Below are 17,856 nucleotides of genomic sequence, written 5' to 3'. Positions count from 1 at the left end.
CTGGGCCTGCATCGACATTCTTTTCGTGCGTTGGGATCATTGGCGTAGATCCAAGCACGACAAATTGTAAGCCCTTGAATCAAAAGAGAATATTTAGAGGGTTCGCATAATGTATATTATGTTAAATTATGTGTCAGGGTGACAAAGCTGTAAATGTCACCAGTGAGTAAAAACCGTGGTTTGCCTCGAATTAAACGAGTTCCTCGCCCTACCTCCTGTGCCTTCGAGATTTTCCTAAGCTCTAGTCAGCGATTCCTCAGATTTGAAAACAAGACTTCTAAATCTCACTTCAAAGCCACCAACTATTTCCGCTTAAGCCTCGTCTAGTACTCGCCAATGCGATCTTTGTCGTCCTGAGCACTTGAGTGTAGGCTTTCTATGAGGAACTGGCTGACCGTTCAGCGCCCACTCCGTCATGAGTCCCAACGATGAATCCCCCATGACGTTTTTAGGCCCGCTGCACTGACCTGGCTGCCATGACTTGGTTACTTGGCTAACCCAGCAGACCCGGCTGCTCAGTTCCCGCTTACCTCAAGCGGTCAACGTGTTCGCATAGGACTTGTAATCCATGGCTGAGCCCACAGTTCCTTATCCTCTGTTCCCACCTTTGGGTTTACTCAACGGCCATGCCCAAGTTGAGCAGCCCATAAACCTGGAAGTTCGGCGCCGCTTGGAGTCAGTTCCCGGGCATCTGAATGCGCTCAAAGCCTGGCAAACTGGCATGGGCTTTCTTATGAAGCAATCTCGACGGTCTGGATTCCAAGACCGTCACTACAAGATGCCTTGCCCGATCATAGAGTCGATGATGCACTGGAGTTGGTCAATCCGAGGGATAGCCTTGTATGATTGGGACAGCGCCGACGCAAGAGCTTTTATAGAGTTCATAATGAGACCGCCGATTGCTTGGGTCACGACACCGGGCTGTAGTCGGTACTCCAAAAAGACCCGGGGGAATTTTGCAGACAAGCCTCTTGATCCGCTATGGCGTCCGATCATCCGACAGACTCTCTCTGGCGATGATCCAGGGCTGAGCTCTAAACACCATCGGAACTGGTTCCTTACGCATGGACGGGAGTATTTCGCTTTTACTGATTCGCTGCTCACTGACGCAGGTACCGGGACTGGAAATCCTTTTCGGGACTTATCACCTAAAGACTTCGTAGCCCGCACAGAAAATCGCCGGACAATATTCACGTCGGAGCAACTCTCCGACCTGATGGGGATTACTGAGTCGCTTGCAAACTACAGTGAGAAATTGGAACCGTTTTTGTTCATCGTCGCAGCGGCCGTCCACTCGGACATTCCTATGCGGGCGCTCACTGCCACACAGACCATCAAGCCCACGTTCTCTTACTTCAAACCCCGAGACTTCCAAGTATCCGATCCAGTCCAAAGCCAGCCAAAAACTGAATTTGCCAGCTCTTACTTGGCGTCACGGCTGGCATTTGCCAAGGGCCCAGGCTTCTTCGAGAGTCCGCTTTACCTTGGTCGGCGGTTCCACCTTTCTGCTCCATTCCAGCCCTACTTCCAGCGCTATGCGCAATTCAGACACCAGCATGATCCACTGATGTCTTTGGCGCGTTGTTCAATCCCTACTCCTGAACCCAGTTCACCCGCTGGCGATCGCTCGCCCGGAAGCCCTACCCCCTTAAGCACGGCTCTTAATAGGGGAATTATACCGTTCGGGTGCAAACCTTTCTCCGAAGTGCCCTCAGCGATCAATGCTGCGGAATATCGGGATCGTCAGAGGTTGGGGCAGCGAGGCTAAACGGGTTGGGAAACTGGTTCTAGGGACATGAATCGATGAACAATCGACTTAATTTCTAGGGTGCTGATGCTGAGTGAGCAATTTCAAGGCCCGTAAGCTTCTTATGGACATAAGACATCGCCCATAAGTTAAATTGTGTGTCTGAATGTCGAATCACTTGCTGATACTCCAACTCTTCGCCCTGGGTTGCTCCTTCCCGCTACGCATCCCTACTTCCAAACAACCTGGTAGCGCCGGACAAGCATTCCGCAGCCACCAGCTCGAGCTGCCAAATGAAGGTTTAATAATCTTGTGCGAACCTGATTAGTACGTGAAAAATTCTTGCCTAGGCGAAACGCGAGCCCGCTTTGACATGCTCCTTTTTTACCCTGTGCTCAATTACTAGCCTTCCATCCTTGTTAGCGGGTCTGTTAACAGGTCGAACCGCGCAATCAATCGTTCCCATCCTCAATGGAGTTATCAGACCTCATGGAATCTTCACTGCATAGCTATGTTAAGTGGTACATCACTGCCCGAGCTGAGTTTTGCCAGCGTGTCTATATCGACCGCAGCACTTGGCTAAAAAGGAAATTGATGCCGTTTGCCGACTGGGACTGTGAATCGGTCATGTCCCAAGAGGTTGATTTCAGCATCGCTGCTCTATCAGAATTGAAGAAAAGAGAATTAGCGAAACACTCCCTCTCCCTTGCAAGCCTGACGCTGAGTAACCGCAGCGAATACATCAGTGATCAAGCCGATGCCTTTACCACCTTTGCCTCCCTGATTGTGGTGATGCTGGCCTTCTTCAGCTTGACTCTCTCGCCTTGGCTGAAACTGGTCGTTGCGAGTGTCGCCTTCTGTGGTCTGGTTTGGCTGCTCCTTCAAAGGATAGAGCTTCGCGGGAAAGTGGCGTGTTACAAGGAGATTATCAATCTGCTTAAGCAGTATGAATCTAGACATGCGTGACGCGGCGCGGGCGCCGTAAGTCCTCCTGCTGCGTGGATCAAAGCCTGCGATTACGGGTTTCTCCTCCCACCCTAACGCTGCTGAAGCAAAGCGCCAGAGCAGTGCTCTCTCATTCTCTGGTGTACCGCGCAAAGCCCCACAGGCAGCGCCGCGCTCTGCAATTTGAGAAAGCAGGCATCTCGCGTGTGCCCCCCCGGGGCTTTCATTTTCATACATACCGCTGAGCGTAAGCTATGGGTATATAGCTGCCGCTAGGAATTGGGCACTTGAGAGAGGGCGACACAACTTGGCGGTCCACCTCAGCTTCAACGAAGGAGAAAGCAGACCTTGCTGACCTCCAGTCCATTACAATCGTTCTTCGCCCACCATTAGGTGAAGCGAACCAATCAACGCAGTAGTGAATGGAATCATCTCATGCTGAAAGCAAGCAGTCTCGGTATTGCAACAGTCCTGGCGTCCCTCGGCACAGCACAGGCGGCGACGCTAGCGGAAGTGTTTACGGGCGATATGCTGGGCACCAATCAACGGTACTTTGAATCGATAGCCGGCATTCCTCGTGCGTCAAATGGGAACGATCACAAATTCAAGGTCCAGGGCTGCAACGTTACGGCGACGATCGAGGGTGGCAATGTCACCAGGCTTAGGCTCGAAACTGGGCCTAAATGCCCTGCAGATCTTACGAAATTCGTAGACAGCTACGCGCCGGCCCCAGGCAAGCCGCTTACCTTCGGAGCGTTTGGAGAGTCCTCCGGTGGTGGCTTCGCCTACTCCGCTGACTGCCTCACCATGTGTGGCAACGCCTTCGATCCGTCCGTCTACGCCCTTTGGGAAGGCCCCCATGCGGTGAACTACATGCAGGTCCTGCTGGAGGTCACTCTGTCTTCAGATGAAGCGATCTCGGCTGCGGATGCATGGAAGGCCCAGATCGTAAAAGCCAAAGGGGAGGATTTCGTTACAGATATGACCTTTAACTGTGACCCCCAGTTCTCAGCTGGGGCGAAGAATGCCTTTGCAGGCGTTCCTGTTACCGCTGTGACCATTGGTACCGATTTGAAATCTCCAGGCTGCATAGAATAGGGTGTGAGGGCTTGTTGAACACGTAGTTGTGTACTCAAGAAGCTTTGAGTACTGCTTCATTAGCTACGACGATTAAGCTCCCAGACAGCCTTTGCAATGTACAAAGGTTGCAGTGCAGAGGATCTGTCGCGGCCCAAAATGATACCTCGTACGGTGGTGTCTTTTTGCAACGTGAATGCTGTCGAATTAAAGCGTAGCAGCAGATAACCTGCCCTAGTCATGGGCAGATTATTATTGGCCCCATCTATGCCTGCTTTTCTCAGGGTTGCTTTCCACTGATCAAATTCCTCTGAATCGATCCAGCTGGTGAGCTGTACGTAAACAAACGTGGACGCCCCTATCGGAGCTTCCCTTTCTCCTCACTCAGCGGCGAAAGAGACGGTCCAGAATCAGCAACGCAATTCCACCAATGGCAACTGCAGCGACTGGTTTCTCTTTAACAAACGCAGAGATGCTGTCCATCGCATCGCCATAGGCCTGGGTCAACTGACCAGAAGCCTGGCGACCGGTACCTTCCGCCTCCAGCTTCGAATCACCAAACAGTTTCCCTACTGCGCTCTGTGCTTTGCCGGCAACCTGCTCTACAACGCCTTCTACCTGTTCGCTCTTCATGATTCACCAAACCTTCGTGTGTGAGTGACCCAGGATAAGCCTGGGATTGGCGCAACGTGCGCAGAATTAGGGGACGGGCGCGGTGATTAGTTCAGCGAGGATGAGCCGATGGATTCCTCGCGAATTAGGTTTTGCATCATGCCCGAGGCGCCGCCTTCGGGACGGTGCTACTGACTGCTGATTTCGCAACCATTTAGAACCACAGTGGGCCACGACAGTCTGTCCTTACACACCTTTACATCTCATAGGTAACTTCATGATCATCGTTCACCATCTCAATAATTCCCGCTCGCAGCGCATCCTCTGGCTACTCGAAGAGCTCGCCCTGCCCTACGAGATCAAGCACTACCAAAGAGACGCCAAGACCAACCTGGCGCCCCCTGAACTGAAAGCCATTAACCCGCTGGGCAAGTCACCGGTTATTCAGGATGGCCCCCATGTGCTGATCGAATCCGGTGCTATCGTCGATTATCTGATCCGCCGCCACGGCGATGGCCGCTTGCAGCCTGACCCGGCCACCGCGACCTACGACGAATACGTGCAATGGCTGCATTTCGCAGAAGGGTCGGCCATGCTGCCGCTGATGCTCAGCCTTTATGTCGGGCGTCTTGGGGACGCTGGCAAGCCGCTGCAGCCGCGAATTGAATCTGAACTGGCCAACTATCTAGGTTATCTGGAGACCGCGTTGAAACTTACCCCGTATTTGTTGGGTGAAGAAATCAGCGGCGCGGATATCCAAATGAGCTTTATTGGCGAGTTTGCAAAATCCCAAGGCATGCTGAACGACTACCCTGGCCTAGCCGCCTGGATCGACCGGTTCCAGGCGCGGCCGGCCTATATCAATGCGATCAAAAAAGGCGGTGATTACAAGTTCGCGGGCTGAGTGGTAAACACGCAGGCTTGGTAGGTCCTGCCATGAAAAGCGTCTCCAAGCCTCCACTGATCACGTCAGCGCGGTCCCAGCGGAAAAAAAGCCGTCTCACGACGGCTGCTACAGCTTAAGCGGATCATTTAACCAACCAATTCTCAACCTCGTCGCCGAACTGACCTTTCCAGGCGTTCAAACGCTTATGGTTGCCGCGTTTGGTTTCTACGACCTCACCTGCAGACGGGAAACACCCCTGCTCTTCTCGAGGATTAATCACATGCTCCAGACGGCCTTGCTGTGCGATCACATGGACTATAGCGACACATTCGCATCGTGGCTGCATGAACAGTTCGCGGGCGAGCCTACTCATCCCTTGTTGAATCCAAACCCACCCCCGTCATCTCCTCAATCAGCAACACCATCGACGCCGTGTACTCCACATTCGATCGAGTCACGATTTCATAAGGCTCGCTGGTGGACTGAATCGTCAGCGGCAGTTTGACCAACATGCCGTGATCCAGCGCCATCTGCGCGACATCGTTCGGCATCACCGCCACCAGATTCGGATCCTTCAGCAACAACGACAACGTCGTAAACGTCGACGAGGTTTCGATGGCGTAAAGCGGAAAGCTCAACCCCACCTGGCGAAACTCGCGCTCCAGCGTCAAGCGCATGGGCATGTTGACCGGGAACACCACCCAGCGGCTGTCCATCAAGTCGGCCAGTTGCAGCGTCGGCGCATGGGCCAGGCGATGCGCAGGATTGGCCACCACCACCAGCGGTTCCTGTGCCCGGAAGCGGGTTTGATACGCGCCCGGACGTGGGCTCACGCTGGTTCGGCAGATCGCGACATCCACCCTTCCCTGATCCAGCAAGCTCAACAACCGCGAACTGGTGTCTTCGACGATGGAGATCGACAACTCCGGCTGTTTGTCGCGCAGTCGCGCCAGGCTGTCCACCAGCGTCGGCACGGCGCCCATGATGGTGCCGATGGCCAGGCGCCCGCCTTGGCCTTTGAGGATGCCGACCATTTCTTCGCGAAGGTGCTCAAGGTCGGTGTGAATCAGGCGGGCATAACGAATCACGCAGCGGCCAAGATCGTTGGCCTCCAGACCCTTGCTGGTGCGCTCGAAGAGGCTTGAACCGAAAACAGTCTCGATTTCCTGCAATGCCTTGGTGGCGCCCGGTTGCGACAGCGCCATGATCTCGGATGCCTTGCGCACCGAGCCATGCTCGTCGAGGGCAATCAATAGCCGCAGCTGCTTGAGTCGCAGGCGAGACACCATGGATGAGAGGGACGGCAGCATGGGTATACCTAAAGGTTATCGCTTGGGTCGTAACTCTCATTAGGCAGCAGCAGGCTGGAAATTTAAAGTGACCTCAACGATAACAACACGTCGAGGCCTCAACATGCGTTTAATCCAGTTTGAAGATGCCACGGGTCAGCGCCGTGTCGGCGTGGTCGAGGGCGACTCGATTCAGGTGGTCAACGGCACAGCCAGCACCCGCACCCTGGCCCTCGCCGCCATTGCCAATGGCCACAGCCTGCAGCAGGAAGTACGGAGCGTGGGCACGGTACTGAGTGCCGACAGTTATACCCATCTGCTGGACACCGGCCGCGTCCTGCCGCCACTGGACCATGAAGACCCCGCTCACTGCCTGATCAGCGGCACCGGCCTGACTCACCTGGGAAGTGCTTCGACCCGCGACAAGATGCACCAGAAAAACGCCGACAGTCAGGCTGCGCTGACGGACACCGCGCGGATGTTCCAGTGGGGGATCGACGGCGGCCGTCCGGCGGCGGGTACCGTGGGCGCTCAGCCAGAGTGGTTCTACAAGGGCGACGGCTCGATTGTGGTACGCCCGAACCAGGCGTTCCAGTCGCCGGGCTTCGCTGAAGATGCGGGCGAAGAGCCCGAGCTGACCGGCCTCTACGTCATCGGCCATGACGGCACGCCCTACCGCTTGGGCTTCGCCTTGGGCAACGAGTTCTCCGACCATGTCATGGAACGGCGCAATTACCTGTATCTGGCCCACTCCAAGCTGCGCAACTGCGCCTACGGGCCAGAGCTGCGCGTCGGTGAATTGCCACGGCACCTGGCCGGCACCAGCCGGATCTGGCGCGACGGCAACCTGTTATGGGAGAAAGAGTTTCTCAGCGGCGAGGACAACATGTGCCACAGCCTGGAGAACCTGGAGTATCACCACTTCAAGTACACCCAGTTCCTGCGCCCGGGCGATGTGCATGTGCACTTCTTCGGCACGGCCACCCTTTCGGTCGCAGACAACGTCAAAACTCAGCCGGGTGATCGGTTCGAGATCAGCATGAACGAGTTCGGAAAACCCCTGTGCAACTCCTTGGAAGTCGTCGCCTCAGCGTTCAACATTGGAGAAACAAGATCGCTCTGACGGGTGAGGCCCTGCACCGGGCCCTTAGCAACGGATGCATTTCATAATAAACATAAGAGTGAGATGAACATGACCACTGGCAATGTACAGGTCGTCACGCCTGCTGCTTCCACGAGTGCCGCGAGCGCCCGTCCCACCACGGTGCGGTGGAGGATCTTCCTGCTCCTGCTGCTGCTCTCCGCCATCAACTACATCGACCGGGCTTCCTTGTCCGTTGCGCTGCCGCTGATCTCCGCTGACTTCAATATGACGCCGGCGCTGGAAGGTCTGATGCTCAGCGCGTTCTTCTGGTCGTATGCGCTCATGCAGATCCCTGGCGGTATGCTGCTCGACCGTTTTCAAACCCGCAATATCGTCGGCATTGCCACCATTGGTTGGGGCCTGTTTCAGGCGCTGGCGGGTGGCGCGCACAACTGGATCACCCTGCTGATCACGCGCATCGGGCTGGGTGTCGCAGAGTCGCCGATCATGCCGGCCGGGGCCAAGCTCAACGGTGCCTGGCTGACGCCCAATGAGCGCGGTCGCGGCGCAACCCTCGTCGATGGCGGCGCACCGCTGGGCACTGCACTGGGGGCCATCCTCATTGCGGGACTGATCACCTGGTTTGACTCCTGGCGGATCGCCTTCGTCATCGCCGGCGTGGGCACCATGGTCGTAGGCGTCTGGGCGTGGTGGTACATCAGAAACCACCCCAGTGAACACCCCAAGGTCAATGCGGCAGAGCTGGCGTACATCACTGACGCCAATGAGGCCGCCAGAAAAGCCACGGGCGGGCGCAAGGCGATCCTCAAGGAATTGCTCAAGAGCCGTTCCGTGCTGGCCATGTTCGCGGGCTTCGCTTGCTACAACAGTGTGTTTTACGGCCTGCTGACCTGGATGCCGAGCTACTTGCATCAGGCCCATAATCTGGACATCAAGGCCATGGGCGGCGCGACCTTTCTGATCTTCATGTGCGGGTTCATCGGCGAACTGTTTGGCGGCTGGGTGGCCGACAAATGGAAAGCGGCCGGCGGCCAGCCCAACACCGTCATGCGCAGCATGTTCGCAGGCTCCGCGGCCATTGCCGCCATTTGCATTCTCGCTGTGGCTTATAACAGTGACGACGTCGTTGTGATCTCGCTGCTGTGTGTGGCGCTGTTTTTCATTCGCTGGTGCGGCATGTACTGGTGCCTGCCCGCGATCCTCGGCGGCCAGTCCAAAGCCGGTGTGTTGGGCGGCAGCATGAACTTCTGCGGGAACATGGTCGGTGTGATTGTGCCCATCCTGATTGGCCTGATCGTGCAGTACACCGGCTCGTACTTCCTGGCGCTGATTTTCTTCGTCGTCATGGCGTCCGGTTTGATGCTGTTCTCCAGCCTGATTGATTACCGCGAGCGTGGATTGGCCTGACCTGCCCTGCTCTCCCCATTCCCATTGCGCTCACTGAATAACCGAGGCAATCGTCATGCAGCTCATAACAACAACAGGCAGCGACACCGCTGCCCATGCCGTGATCAGGCTCAACGCGCTGGACGATGTGCTGATCGCGCGGCAACCACTGGTCAAAGGTCTGGTGCTTAAAGCCGAAGGTATCGAGGTGCTTGAGCCTGTGCCTTCCGGTCACAAAGTCGCGGCCCGTCATATCGACGTGGGCCAGCCTGTGCGCCGCTACGGTCAGATCATCGGCTTCGCCAGTCAGCCCATCGAAGCGGGACAGCACGTGCATGTCCACAACGTCGCCATGGGGGATTTCTCTCGGGACTACGCGTTCGGTGTCGACGCAAAAGGCAGTCCTGCCCCCACCGCAGAGACGTTCATGGGCATCGTGCGCGCCGATGGCCGTGTGGCCACTCGCAATTACATCGGCATTCTGACGTCGGTCAATTGCTCGGCCACGGTGGCGCGGGCGATTGCCGACTATTTTCGCCGCGACATTCACCCTGAGGCGCTGATTGAATACCCCAATGTCGACGGTGTCGTTGCCCTCACCCACGGCGTGGGCTGCGCCGTCGATCCGGGGGGCGAGGCACTGGCCATGCTGCGCAGGACCCTGGGCGGCTATGCCGTTCACCCGAACTTTGCCTCGGTCCTGATGATCGGCCTGGGTTGCGAAACCAATCAGATCCCCGATCTGCTGGTGGCCCAGGGCCTGACCAGCAGCCATTCGCTGCGCACCTTCACCATCCAGGGCACGGGCGGCACGTCGAAAACCATTGCCAGCGGCATCGCGCAAGTGAAGTCCCTGCTGGCAGAGGCAAACAACGTCAAACGCGAACCCGTCAGCGCCAAACACCTGATCATCGGCCTGCAATGCGGTGGATCCGACGGTTATTCGGGCATCACGGCCAATCCTGCATTGGGCAATGCAGTCGATCGTCTGGTGGCGGCCGGCGGCACCGCGATTCTGTCGGAAACGCCGGAGGTCTACGGCGCCGAGCACTTGCTGACCCGCCGCGCCGTCAGCCAGAACGTCGGAGAGAAACTCATCGCCCGTATCCACTGGTGGGAAGCCTACTGCAAGCGTATGGACGCCGAGCTCAACAACAATCCTTCTGCGGGCAACAAGGCCGGAGGCTTGACCACTATTCTGGAGAAATCTCTGGGTGCCGTCGCCAAGGCAGGCTCCACCGATCTGGTGGATGTCTACGAATACGCTGAAACCGTCAGGGCACACGGCCTGGTGTTCATGGACACCCCGGGCTACGACCCGATCTCTGCCACCGGCCAGGTCGCGGGCGGGGCCAACCTGATTGCCTTCACCACGGGGCGCGGTTCGGCGTATGGCTGTGCGCCCTCGCCGTCCATCAAGCTCGCCACCAACACAAGTCTGTGGGAAACGCAGGAAGAAGACATGGACGTCAACTGCGGCGGGATTGCCGACGGCACCATGACCATTGAGGAACGCGGTGACTACATCTTCCGCATGATGCTGCGCATCGCCTCGGGTGACAAAAGTAAAAGCGAACAGCATGGCTACGGCCAGAACGAGTTCGTGCCGTGGCAGATCGGGGCGATCACCTAAGACCTTTCATTCACTCCGGCACTCCGGCTTCCGTCGTCCGGCACGATGGGGAGCCGCTTGGCTCAGCGGGAGTCCCGACATTTACTCAATCAATCAGGAGCCCTGACATGACTCAGATTCTCGGTCTGAACTACATCGGTGGACAGCGACTCGGCGCCGGCAGTGTGCAGTTGCAAAGCTTCAATGCGACCACAGACGAGGCCCTCCCAGGTCATTTCATCCAGGCGACGCAAGACGAAGTCGACGCGGCGGCCAAGGCGGCCGCTAGTGCCTACCCGATTTACCGCAATCTGCCCGCCTCGTGCCGCGCCGAATTTCTCGACACCATCGCCGACGAGCTGGATGCCTTGGGCGACGATTTTGTCAGCACTGTCTGCCGTGAGACGGCGTTGCCTGCCGGGCGTATCCAGGGCGAGCGTGGTCGCACCAGCGGGCAAATGCGCCTGTTCGCCAACGTGCTGCGGCGCGGTGACTTTTACGGGGCACGCATTGATCGCGCCCTGCCGGATCGTAAACCCCTGCCCCGCCCCGATTTGCGTCAGTTCCGGATCGCGCTGGGTCCGGTGGCCGTGTTCGGTGCGAGCAACTTCCCGCTGGCGTTTTCCACTGCCGGTGGCGATACCGCATCCGCCCTGGCGGCGGGCTGCCCGGTGGTGTTCAAAGCCCACAGCGGCCACATGGCCACCGCCGAATGGGTGGCGGACGCGATCATGCGTGCCGCGGCGCGCACCGGTATGCCCGACGGTGTGTTCAACATGATCTATGGCGGGGGCGTCGGCGAGTGGCTGGTCAAGCATCCGTCGATTCAAGCCGTGGGGTTCACCGGTTCTCTCAAAGGCGGCAACGCCTTGTGCAAGATGGCGGCGGAGCGTGCCCAGCCGATTCCGGTATTCGCCGAGATGTCGAGCATCAACCCGGTGATCATTCTCCCCCAGGCCCTTAAGGTGCGTGGCGACACCCTCGCCAACGAGCTCGCTGCCTCGGTGACCCTGGGTTGCGGGCAGTTTTGCACCAACCCCGGGCTGATCATCGGCGTGCAGTCGGCCGATTTCACGGCGTTCCTGGAGCGCTTCACCGCACAGATGAACGATCAACCGGCGCAGACCATGCTCAATGTCGGCGCCCTCGCCAGCTACAGCAAGGGGCTGCAACATTTGCTCGCGCACCCGGGGGTGAAGCATCTGGCGGGACGTCCGCAACAGGGTAAACAAGCCCAACCGCAGTTGTTCAAAGCCGACGTCAGCTTGCTGCTCAAGGGTGACGAATTGCTCCAGGAAGAGGTATTCGGGCCGGCCACGATCGTTATTGAAGTTGCCGACCAGGCGCAACTGGCCGCAGCACTCAATGGCCTGCGCGGGCAGTTGACGGCCACCGTCCTCGGCGAAGCGGGTGAGCTGCTGGAATACCGCTGGCTGACCGAGTTTTTGCAGGAAAAAGTCGGCCGGATTCTGTTGAATGGCTATCCGACGGGGGTGGAAGTCACCGAGACCATGGTGCATGGCGGCCCGTACCCGGCGACGTCAGACGCGCGCGGGACGTCGGTGGGGACATTGGCCATTGACCGCTTCCTGCGCCCGGTGTGCTTCCAGAATTACCCCGATGCTTTGCTGCCCCCTGCGCTGCAAGACGCTAACCCGCTGGGGATTCAGCGGCTGGTGGATGGGCAACATACGAATGGGCCGCTTTGACGGTCAAGCCGTGGGAGCAGTGAAAAACCGCCTGATTCGGGCGGTTTCTGTCAGCGATTCAGCCCAGCTGATGGTGCCACGCGCTGTTTTCAAGATTCAAACATCGTCAGGCGTGACTCTGATGCGATGGCAATCCGCTGGCCCAAGCGTCTCGCCACTCGCAGATTGAACCGCCATCCTCATCACCGGCTGACCGGTTGCGTTGTCCACCAGCACTGAGCGGGTTTCATGGGGTGCAAACTGAAAACGTTCGCCCCACTGACGCAGGCTGACCACGATCGGAAATAGTTCACGTCCTTTTTCGGTGAGGACGTATTCCTTGTAGGCGCTGCCATCGGACGCCGGGCAAATCTCGAACACCCCGACCTCGACCAACGCCTTCAAGCGCGCAGCCAGAATATTCTTGGCCACGCCCAGGCTCTTTTGAAACTCGCTGAATCGACGAATATCGTCGAACGCATCGCGGACGATGAGCAACGACCATCGGTCACCGATGACCTCCGATGCTCTGGCAACCGGGCACTCGTGACGGTGTGAGGAATCGTGGTCGAGCATTTTTAACCTTCCGAGCCGTGAGTCATGTGGAGCCCTGCGCAACACCTGAAAAATCTGGTTGCAAACTAAAACAGGATTAAGCCAGAATCCAAGCAGGTTGCAGATTGCAACCAGTCTACCGGCAAGGAGCGGGTTATGACAGAGGGTACTGATTCGAGACTGGGACGACTGTCCCCATCTTGTCCACCGCCATCCAGGCCGCACAGAAGTCCGGACGTCATCCCCCAAGAACCGGCGCTGTCGCCGTGGCTCACGCTTTTGTTATCGGTCACCTGTGCGCTGGCGGTTGCCAATGTTTATTTCGCCCAGCCCCTGCTCGACGCCATGGCCTACAGTCTGGCCGTTGACGCAGGACTGATCGGCGTCGTCGTCACGGCGACTCAGGCCGGTTATGCACTGGGTTTGCTGCTCATCGTCCCATTGGGTGATCGGGTCAACCGCAAAAGACTGGTGCTGGGTCAGACAGCCATATCGGCCATTGCGCTTGCAGCAGTCGGCGCGGCGCCGTCGTGGCTGGCGCTACTGGGGGCCTTGATCGTCGTGGGTTTGATGGCCGTGGTGGTTCAGGTGCTGGTCGCCTATGCCGCCGTCCTTGCCGCGCCGTCACAACGGGGGCAGATCGTTGGCACGGTCACCAGCGGCATTGTGCTGGGGATTCTTATGGCGCGTTTTGCCTCAGGCCTCGTTGCGGACCTGGCGGGCTGGCGTGCGGTGTATTTCGTGTCCTCGGGCTTGATGCTCACGCTCTGCGCAGTGCTGTGGCAAGGCTTGCCTGACTCCCCATCGCCCCGCGGCTCAGGCACCTACCTGAACCTGATCGGGTCGGTTTTCAAGCTGGTGATCAGTGAGCCTGTGTTGAGGATACGCGGGGTGCTGGCGCTGCTCATCTTCGCGGCGTTTTCTGTGTTGTGGACGGCGATGGTGCTGCCCTTGAGCGCCCCGCCGCTCTCGCTTTCGCACACGGTCATTGGCCTGTTCGGTCTGGCCGGAGTGGCAGGTGCGCTGGCCGCCAGACGGGCAGGACGCTGGGCCGATCAGGGGCTGGGGCAACGAGTCACCGGCGTTGCGCTGGGCGTGCTGACGTTTTCCTGGCTACCCATCAGCTTTGCGCAGACGTCACTGCTGGCCTTCGTCTGCGGCGTGATCCTGCTCGACTTCGCCGTCCAGGCAGTCCATGTCACCAGTCAGAACCTGATCTTCGCGGCGCGCCCCGATGCTCAAAGTCGAGTGGTCGGGGCGTACATGTGTTTCTACTCGATAGGCAGCGCATCAGGCGCGGTGGCTGCAACCCAGGCTTATGCGCGCTGGGGATGGTCTGCCGTGAGCCTGCTGGGCGCCTGCATCAGCGCCGCTGCGCTGATTGTGTGGTTTGTGACCCGTACCTCAAGCGCTTTGAGCCACAGAAACAGTGTGATCTGACGCTTCCAGCTCCCGTACCAGCGGCAGTACGTGTTCACCGAAATACGCCACTTCCTCCTGAAAGTGCAGAAAGGCAGAGAGCACCAGGTCCACGCCCACGGCTTTCAACGCCACAATGCGCTCGGCAATCTGTTTCGGCGTCCCAATCAGATTCGTTTTAAACCCGTCGTTGTATTGGACCAGGTCTTCAAACGTGGATTTGGCCCAATTGCCCTCGCCTTCAGGGCTGGCCTTGCCGGCCTGTTTTGCCGCATCGCCGAACGCATTCACCGCTTCAGGATCAGCCTGATCGATGATTTCCTGAAGCACCGCGCGCGCTTGCTCTTCGGTTTCGCGAGCGATGATGAAAGCGTTCACGCCGATCTTGACCGAATGCCCGTTGGCCGCTGCCTTCGCGCGAATATCATCCACCTGCGCCTTGATGCCTTCTACCGTGTTGCCATTGGTGAAGTACCAGTCGGAGACGCGTGCAGCCATGTCGCGGGCGGCGCGGGAGCTGCCGCCCTGAAAGATTTCAGGGTGGGGTTGCTGAATGGGTTTCGGACGCAGCGTGTAATTGTGGAAGCGATAGAAATCGCCTTTGAAGGTGAAATTGTCGGTTGTCCAGATGCCTTTCAACGCCTGGATGAACTCTTCCGAACGACGGTAGCGCTCGTCATGCTCGAGCCATGGTTCGCCAATGGCTTGGAATTCACCTTTGAACCAGCCACTGACAATGTTGATCGCCACACGGCCGGCCGTGAGTTGATCGATCGTCGCCAGCTGCTTGGCAACGACGGCGGGCGTCCAGGGCCCGGGGAGGATGGCGGCGATCACCTTGAGTTTCTCGGTCGCCGCCAACAACGCATGGCTGAACGCAACGGACTCATGCTGGTTGTCGGCGCCGTAGCCGGCTGTGAAACGGATTTGCGTGAGCCCGTACTCAAAGCCCGACTTTTCAGCAATCTGCGCCAGCTTGCGGTTGTACTCGATGCCCCAGTCAGTGCGCTGCTCGATTTTACTGACGATCAAACCGCCGCTGACGTTAGGTACCCAGTAAGCGAATTTAATTGTGTTCTGACTCATCTGCCTATCTCCAAATAGAGCAAGGAAGCCGCCCGGCGTGGTCGCCAAGTACGGTGTGTCTACCTGCCTGATGAGGAAATAGCAGCAACTGTGCCAGCTGTTTATACCCTGCCTTTTCAATAGGTTACGACCGGGCCATGTCTTTATTCGACGTCTGGCAAACAACGTTTTGCTGAACAGGTGTTTCCACGCAAACAGTTGTCTTTACCGCACGCCGTGAAAAGGTGTCGCGGGGCAGCCAGCGAAACAGCACAACTGTTGATGCATCAACAGCAGCGTCCGTGGATTCAACGGATTCACCGCGATTACTCGGCCATTTATGTTTCGGCATGGTGCATGCACATCGGATGTATTTAACGCCGTTACCACCGAGCGGCTTTCATCATCACGGGAGTTCCCATGCCTGACACGCCAAACAATCCGCTTTCTCTGGGCACCGACTACGAAGCACTCGCCAATCGTTTTCGGCCGTTGTTCCAGCACATTGCAGCGGGCACCGTTGAGCGAGAAAACGCTCGTACTCTCCCATACGAGCCCATCAAGTGGCTCAAACAGGCCGGGTTCGGTGCCATCCGAGTGCCCAAGGAATATGGCGGCGCCGGCGCTTCTGTTGAGCAACTGTTCCAGTTGCTGATCGAACTGGCCGAAGCCGACTCCAATATTCCGCAGTCCCTGCGCGGCCACTTTGCCTTCGTAGAAGATCAACTGAATTCGCCCCCGACGGCCGAACGCGACACATGGTTCCGGCGCTTCGTTGAAGGCGATTTAGTGGGTAACGCCTGGACAGAAACAGGCGATGTAAAGCTCGGTGAAGTCATCACCAAAGCGACTCCGGACGGAGCGCAGTTTCTTTTAAACGGCAAAAAATACTACAGCACCGGCAGTCTGTTTTCTGACTGGATCGATGTGTACGCGCAGCGTTCCGACACTGGGGCGGACGTGATTGCGGTCGTGGATGCCCGTCATGCCGGCGTACAACACAGTGATGATTGGGACGGTTTTGGACAACGCACTACCGGCAGCGGGACCACAGTGTTCAATAACGTGCCGGTTCCGGCTACACACATCATCCCCTTTGAAAACCGTTTCAACTATCAAACCGCGTTCTACCAACTGGTGTTGCTCGCCGTATTGGCGGGCACAGGCCGGGCGATAGAACGCGACATTACCCAGCAGATCCGCGAGCGCACACGTGTTTACAGCCACGGCAATGCCAGCCGCGTGAGCGCCGATGTTCAGATCCAACAGGTGGTCGGTCAGATTTCCGCGCAGGTCTACGCTGCACAGGCAACCACCCTTCGCTCTGCAAGGCCGTTGCAGCAAGCCTACGAGGCTCGCTTTTCGGGGAATGCCGAGGCGGAGCGAACGGCGAACATTGCAGCGGAAATCGAAACGGCAAAAGCACAGGTCGTCGTCTCTGACCTGATTCTGCGAGCCGCTACCGACCTGTTCAATGCGCTTGGCGCCTCAGGCATCAGCGTCAATAAAGCCCTGGATCGACACTGGCGTAATGCGCGGACCGTCGCGTCCCATAACCCGCTTATTTACAAGGCCAAGATCGTCGGTGACTGGAGTATCAACGGCACCGAGCCACCCTATGTCTGGCAAATCGGTCAGGGAGAGCCCAAGGCCAGTTGAAAGGGTTGTTCCCAGCCAGGGATTTCGATCCCTGGCCTTAAATCTGGCAAGCCCGTCGCGGTGCCTCATCGTGGCAGGCGCCGTTTTGCGGGTCGTCCAGCGGATCAAAAGTCATCCTGCACCTCTCCCCCGTTGATCTTGAACGCTCGGGTTTGCAGATAGACGCTTCGGATGAAGTTGTACTTGTCGCCGGTGATGAGCTTTTCAGACTTCAGGTATTGAGCCCGTCCGTCGATGATGCTCGCGCCATACAGGCTATTACGCGTTGGGACGTCGCCGATGTAGCGAATCGGGTTGGCGTAGGCATCGGGGAGAATCGCCGGTGCATCGCGCAGTGTGCTCGGCCCCAGCAACGGCAGCACCAGGTACGGGCCGCTCGCGACACCCCAGCGACCGAGGGTTTGGCCAAAGTCCTCGTCACTGCGAGGCAAGCCCATCGGCGTTGCAACGTCGATCAAGCCCGCCAGGCCAATCGTGCTGTTGAACAAAAATCGACTCGTATCAACGCCGGCGCTGTGAAACCGGGCTTGCAGCAGATGGTTGGCCAGATTTTTCACCTCACCCAGATTGTTCAACACGTTGTGAATCCCGTCCCGGACAAGGTGCGGGGTGACGAATTGGTACGCTTGAGCCAGGGGTTTCAGCGCATACGTGTCCAGGGTGTCGTTGAACGAAAACACAGGCCGGTTGAAACCTTCCCATGGGTCCGTTTCCGGATCCGCATGGCAAAGCGGTGAAACGGTGATCAGGCAGGCGCAGGTGAGCCCTTGAAGGCGACGGCTGAGTGCGGAACGAAAAGCGCACATATTTA

Annotated in this window: 14 protein-coding genes and 1 pseudogene; 9 read left to right on the top strand and 6 right to left on the bottom strand. The window is 57.9% G+C overall.

Going from position 1 to position 17,856, the window contains the following annotated elements; genetic code table 11:
- Positions 1 to 2,236 precede the first annotated feature (2,236 nt).
- Together SLW74_RS21895 and SLW74_RS21890 are read left to right on the top strand one after the other, a co-directional pair.
- A complete protein-coding gene (locus SLW74_RS21895; RefSeq protein WP_065991694.1) occupies positions 2,237 to 2,713 on the top strand; it encodes a hypothetical protein in 477 nt (158 codons plus the stop codon).
- Between the two features lie 414 nt (positions 2,714 to 3,127).
- Positions 3,128 to 3,790, top strand: a complete 663-nt coding sequence (locus SLW74_RS21890) for a hypothetical protein (protein WP_410930092.1) — start codon at positions 3,128 to 3,130, stop codon at positions 3,788 to 3,790.
- 363 nt (positions 3,791 to 4,153) lie between these two features.
- Here the strand turns inward: SLW74_RS21890 and SLW74_RS21885 are convergent, their stop codons facing one another.
- A complete protein-coding gene (locus SLW74_RS21885) occupies positions 4,154 to 4,402 on the bottom strand; it encodes a CsbD family protein (protein ID WP_133775252.1) in 249 nt (82 codons plus the stop codon).
- 256 nt (positions 4,403 to 4,658) lie between these two features.
- Between SLW74_RS21885 and SLW74_RS21880 the strand changes: the two genes are divergently transcribed.
- Entirely contained in the window at positions 4,659 to 5,285 is a 627-nt protein-coding gene (locus tag SLW74_RS21880) for a glutathione S-transferase family protein (protein ID WP_410930091.1), read from the top strand.
- A 124-nt stretch (positions 5,286 to 5,409) separates the two neighbouring features.
- Here the strand turns inward: SLW74_RS21880 and SLW74_RS21875 are convergent.
- Together SLW74_RS21875 and SLW74_RS21870 are read right to left on the bottom strand one after the other, a co-directional pair.
- A pseudogene (locus SLW74_RS21875) lies at positions 5,410 to 5,514 on the bottom strand (transcriptional regulator); the annotation flags it as partial.
- A 118-nt stretch (positions 5,515 to 5,632) separates the two neighbouring features.
- A complete protein-coding gene (locus tag SLW74_RS21870; RefSeq protein WP_410930090.1) occupies positions 5,633 to 6,577 on the bottom strand; it encodes a LysR family transcriptional regulator in 945 nt (314 codons plus the stop codon).
- A gap of 103 nt (positions 6,578 to 6,680) precedes the next feature.
- Between SLW74_RS21870 and araD1 the strand changes: the two genes are divergently transcribed.
- The 4 genes from araD1 (at position 6,681) to SLW74_RS21850 (ending at position 12,368) form a co-directional block, all read left to right on the top strand.
- On the top strand, positions 6,681 to 7,679 hold the full coding sequence (araD1, locus tag SLW74_RS21865) for an AraD1 family protein (RefSeq protein WP_410930089.1): 999 nt from the start codon (positions 6,681 to 6,683) through the stop codon (positions 7,677 to 7,679).
- 69 nt (positions 7,680 to 7,748) lie between these two features.
- Entirely contained in the window at positions 7,749 to 9,068 is a 1,320-nt protein-coding gene (locus tag SLW74_RS21860) for an MFS transporter (protein WP_410930088.1), read from the top strand.
- 55 nt (positions 9,069 to 9,123) lie between these two features.
- Positions 9,124 to 10,680 (top strand): UxaA family hydrolase, encoded by a 1,557-nt coding sequence (locus tag SLW74_RS21855; RefSeq protein WP_410930087.1) that lies wholly within the window; start codon positions 9,124 to 9,126, stop codon positions 10,678 to 10,680.
- A 107-nt stretch (positions 10,681 to 10,787) separates the two neighbouring features.
- Entirely contained in the window at positions 10,788 to 12,368 is a 1,581-nt protein-coding gene (locus SLW74_RS21850; RefSeq protein WP_410930086.1) for an aldehyde dehydrogenase (NADP(+)), read from the top strand.
- A gap of 96 nt (positions 12,369 to 12,464) precedes the next feature.
- Here SLW74_RS21850 and SLW74_RS21845 read toward each other — a convergent pair whose 3' ends face one another.
- Positions 12,465 to 12,923, bottom strand: coding sequence for a winged helix-turn-helix transcriptional regulator (locus tag SLW74_RS21845; protein WP_065991686.1), 459 nt, complete (start codon positions 12,921 to 12,923; stop codon positions 12,465 to 12,467).
- Between the two features lie 135 nt (positions 12,924 to 13,058).
- Here SLW74_RS21845 and SLW74_RS21840 point away from each other — a divergent pair, with 135 nt between their 5' ends.
- Positions 13,059 to 14,342 carry an MFS transporter gene (locus tag SLW74_RS21840; protein WP_083233217.1) on the top strand — a complete coding sequence of 428 codons (1,284 nt, stop codon included), beginning with the start codon at positions 13,059 to 13,061 and terminating at the stop codon, positions 14,340 to 14,342.
- Here the strand turns inward: SLW74_RS21840 and sfnG are convergent.
- The gene (sfnG, locus tag SLW74_RS21835; RefSeq protein ID WP_410930085.1) at positions 14,307 to 15,407 is read right to left on the bottom strand and encodes a dimethylsulfone monooxygenase SfnG; all 1,101 of its coding nucleotides are present in this window, start codon (positions 15,405 to 15,407) and stop codon (positions 14,307 to 14,309) included. The two genes, SLW74_RS21840 and sfnG, sit on opposite strands and share 36 nt — an antisense overlap.
- 399 nt (positions 15,408 to 15,806) lie before the next feature.
- Between sfnG and SLW74_RS21830 the strand changes: the two genes are divergently transcribed.
- Positions 15,807 to 17,045, top strand: a complete 1,239-nt coding sequence (locus SLW74_RS21830) for an acyl-CoA dehydrogenase family protein (protein WP_410930084.1) — start codon at positions 15,807 to 15,809, stop codon at positions 17,043 to 17,045.
- Between the two features lie 104 nt (positions 17,046 to 17,149).
- Here SLW74_RS21830 and SLW74_RS21825 read toward each other — a convergent pair whose 3' ends face one another.
- Positions 17,150 to 17,851 (bottom strand): VacJ family lipoprotein, encoded by a 702-nt coding sequence (locus SLW74_RS21825; RefSeq protein WP_410930083.1) that lies wholly within the window; start codon positions 17,849 to 17,851, stop codon positions 17,150 to 17,152.
- Between the last annotated feature and the right edge of the window lie 5 nt (positions 17,852 to 17,856).

Origin of the sequence: Pseudomonas sp. W5-36, assembly GCF_046540455.1 — a bacterium.
In the GTDB taxonomy this organism is placed as follows: Bacteria; Pseudomonadota; Gammaproteobacteria; order Pseudomonadales; family Pseudomonadaceae; genus Aquipseudomonas; species Aquipseudomonas graminis_B.
The sequence above is the reverse complement of the archived record's forward strand: the minus strand, read 5'-3'. Positions and strand labels throughout refer to the sequence as shown.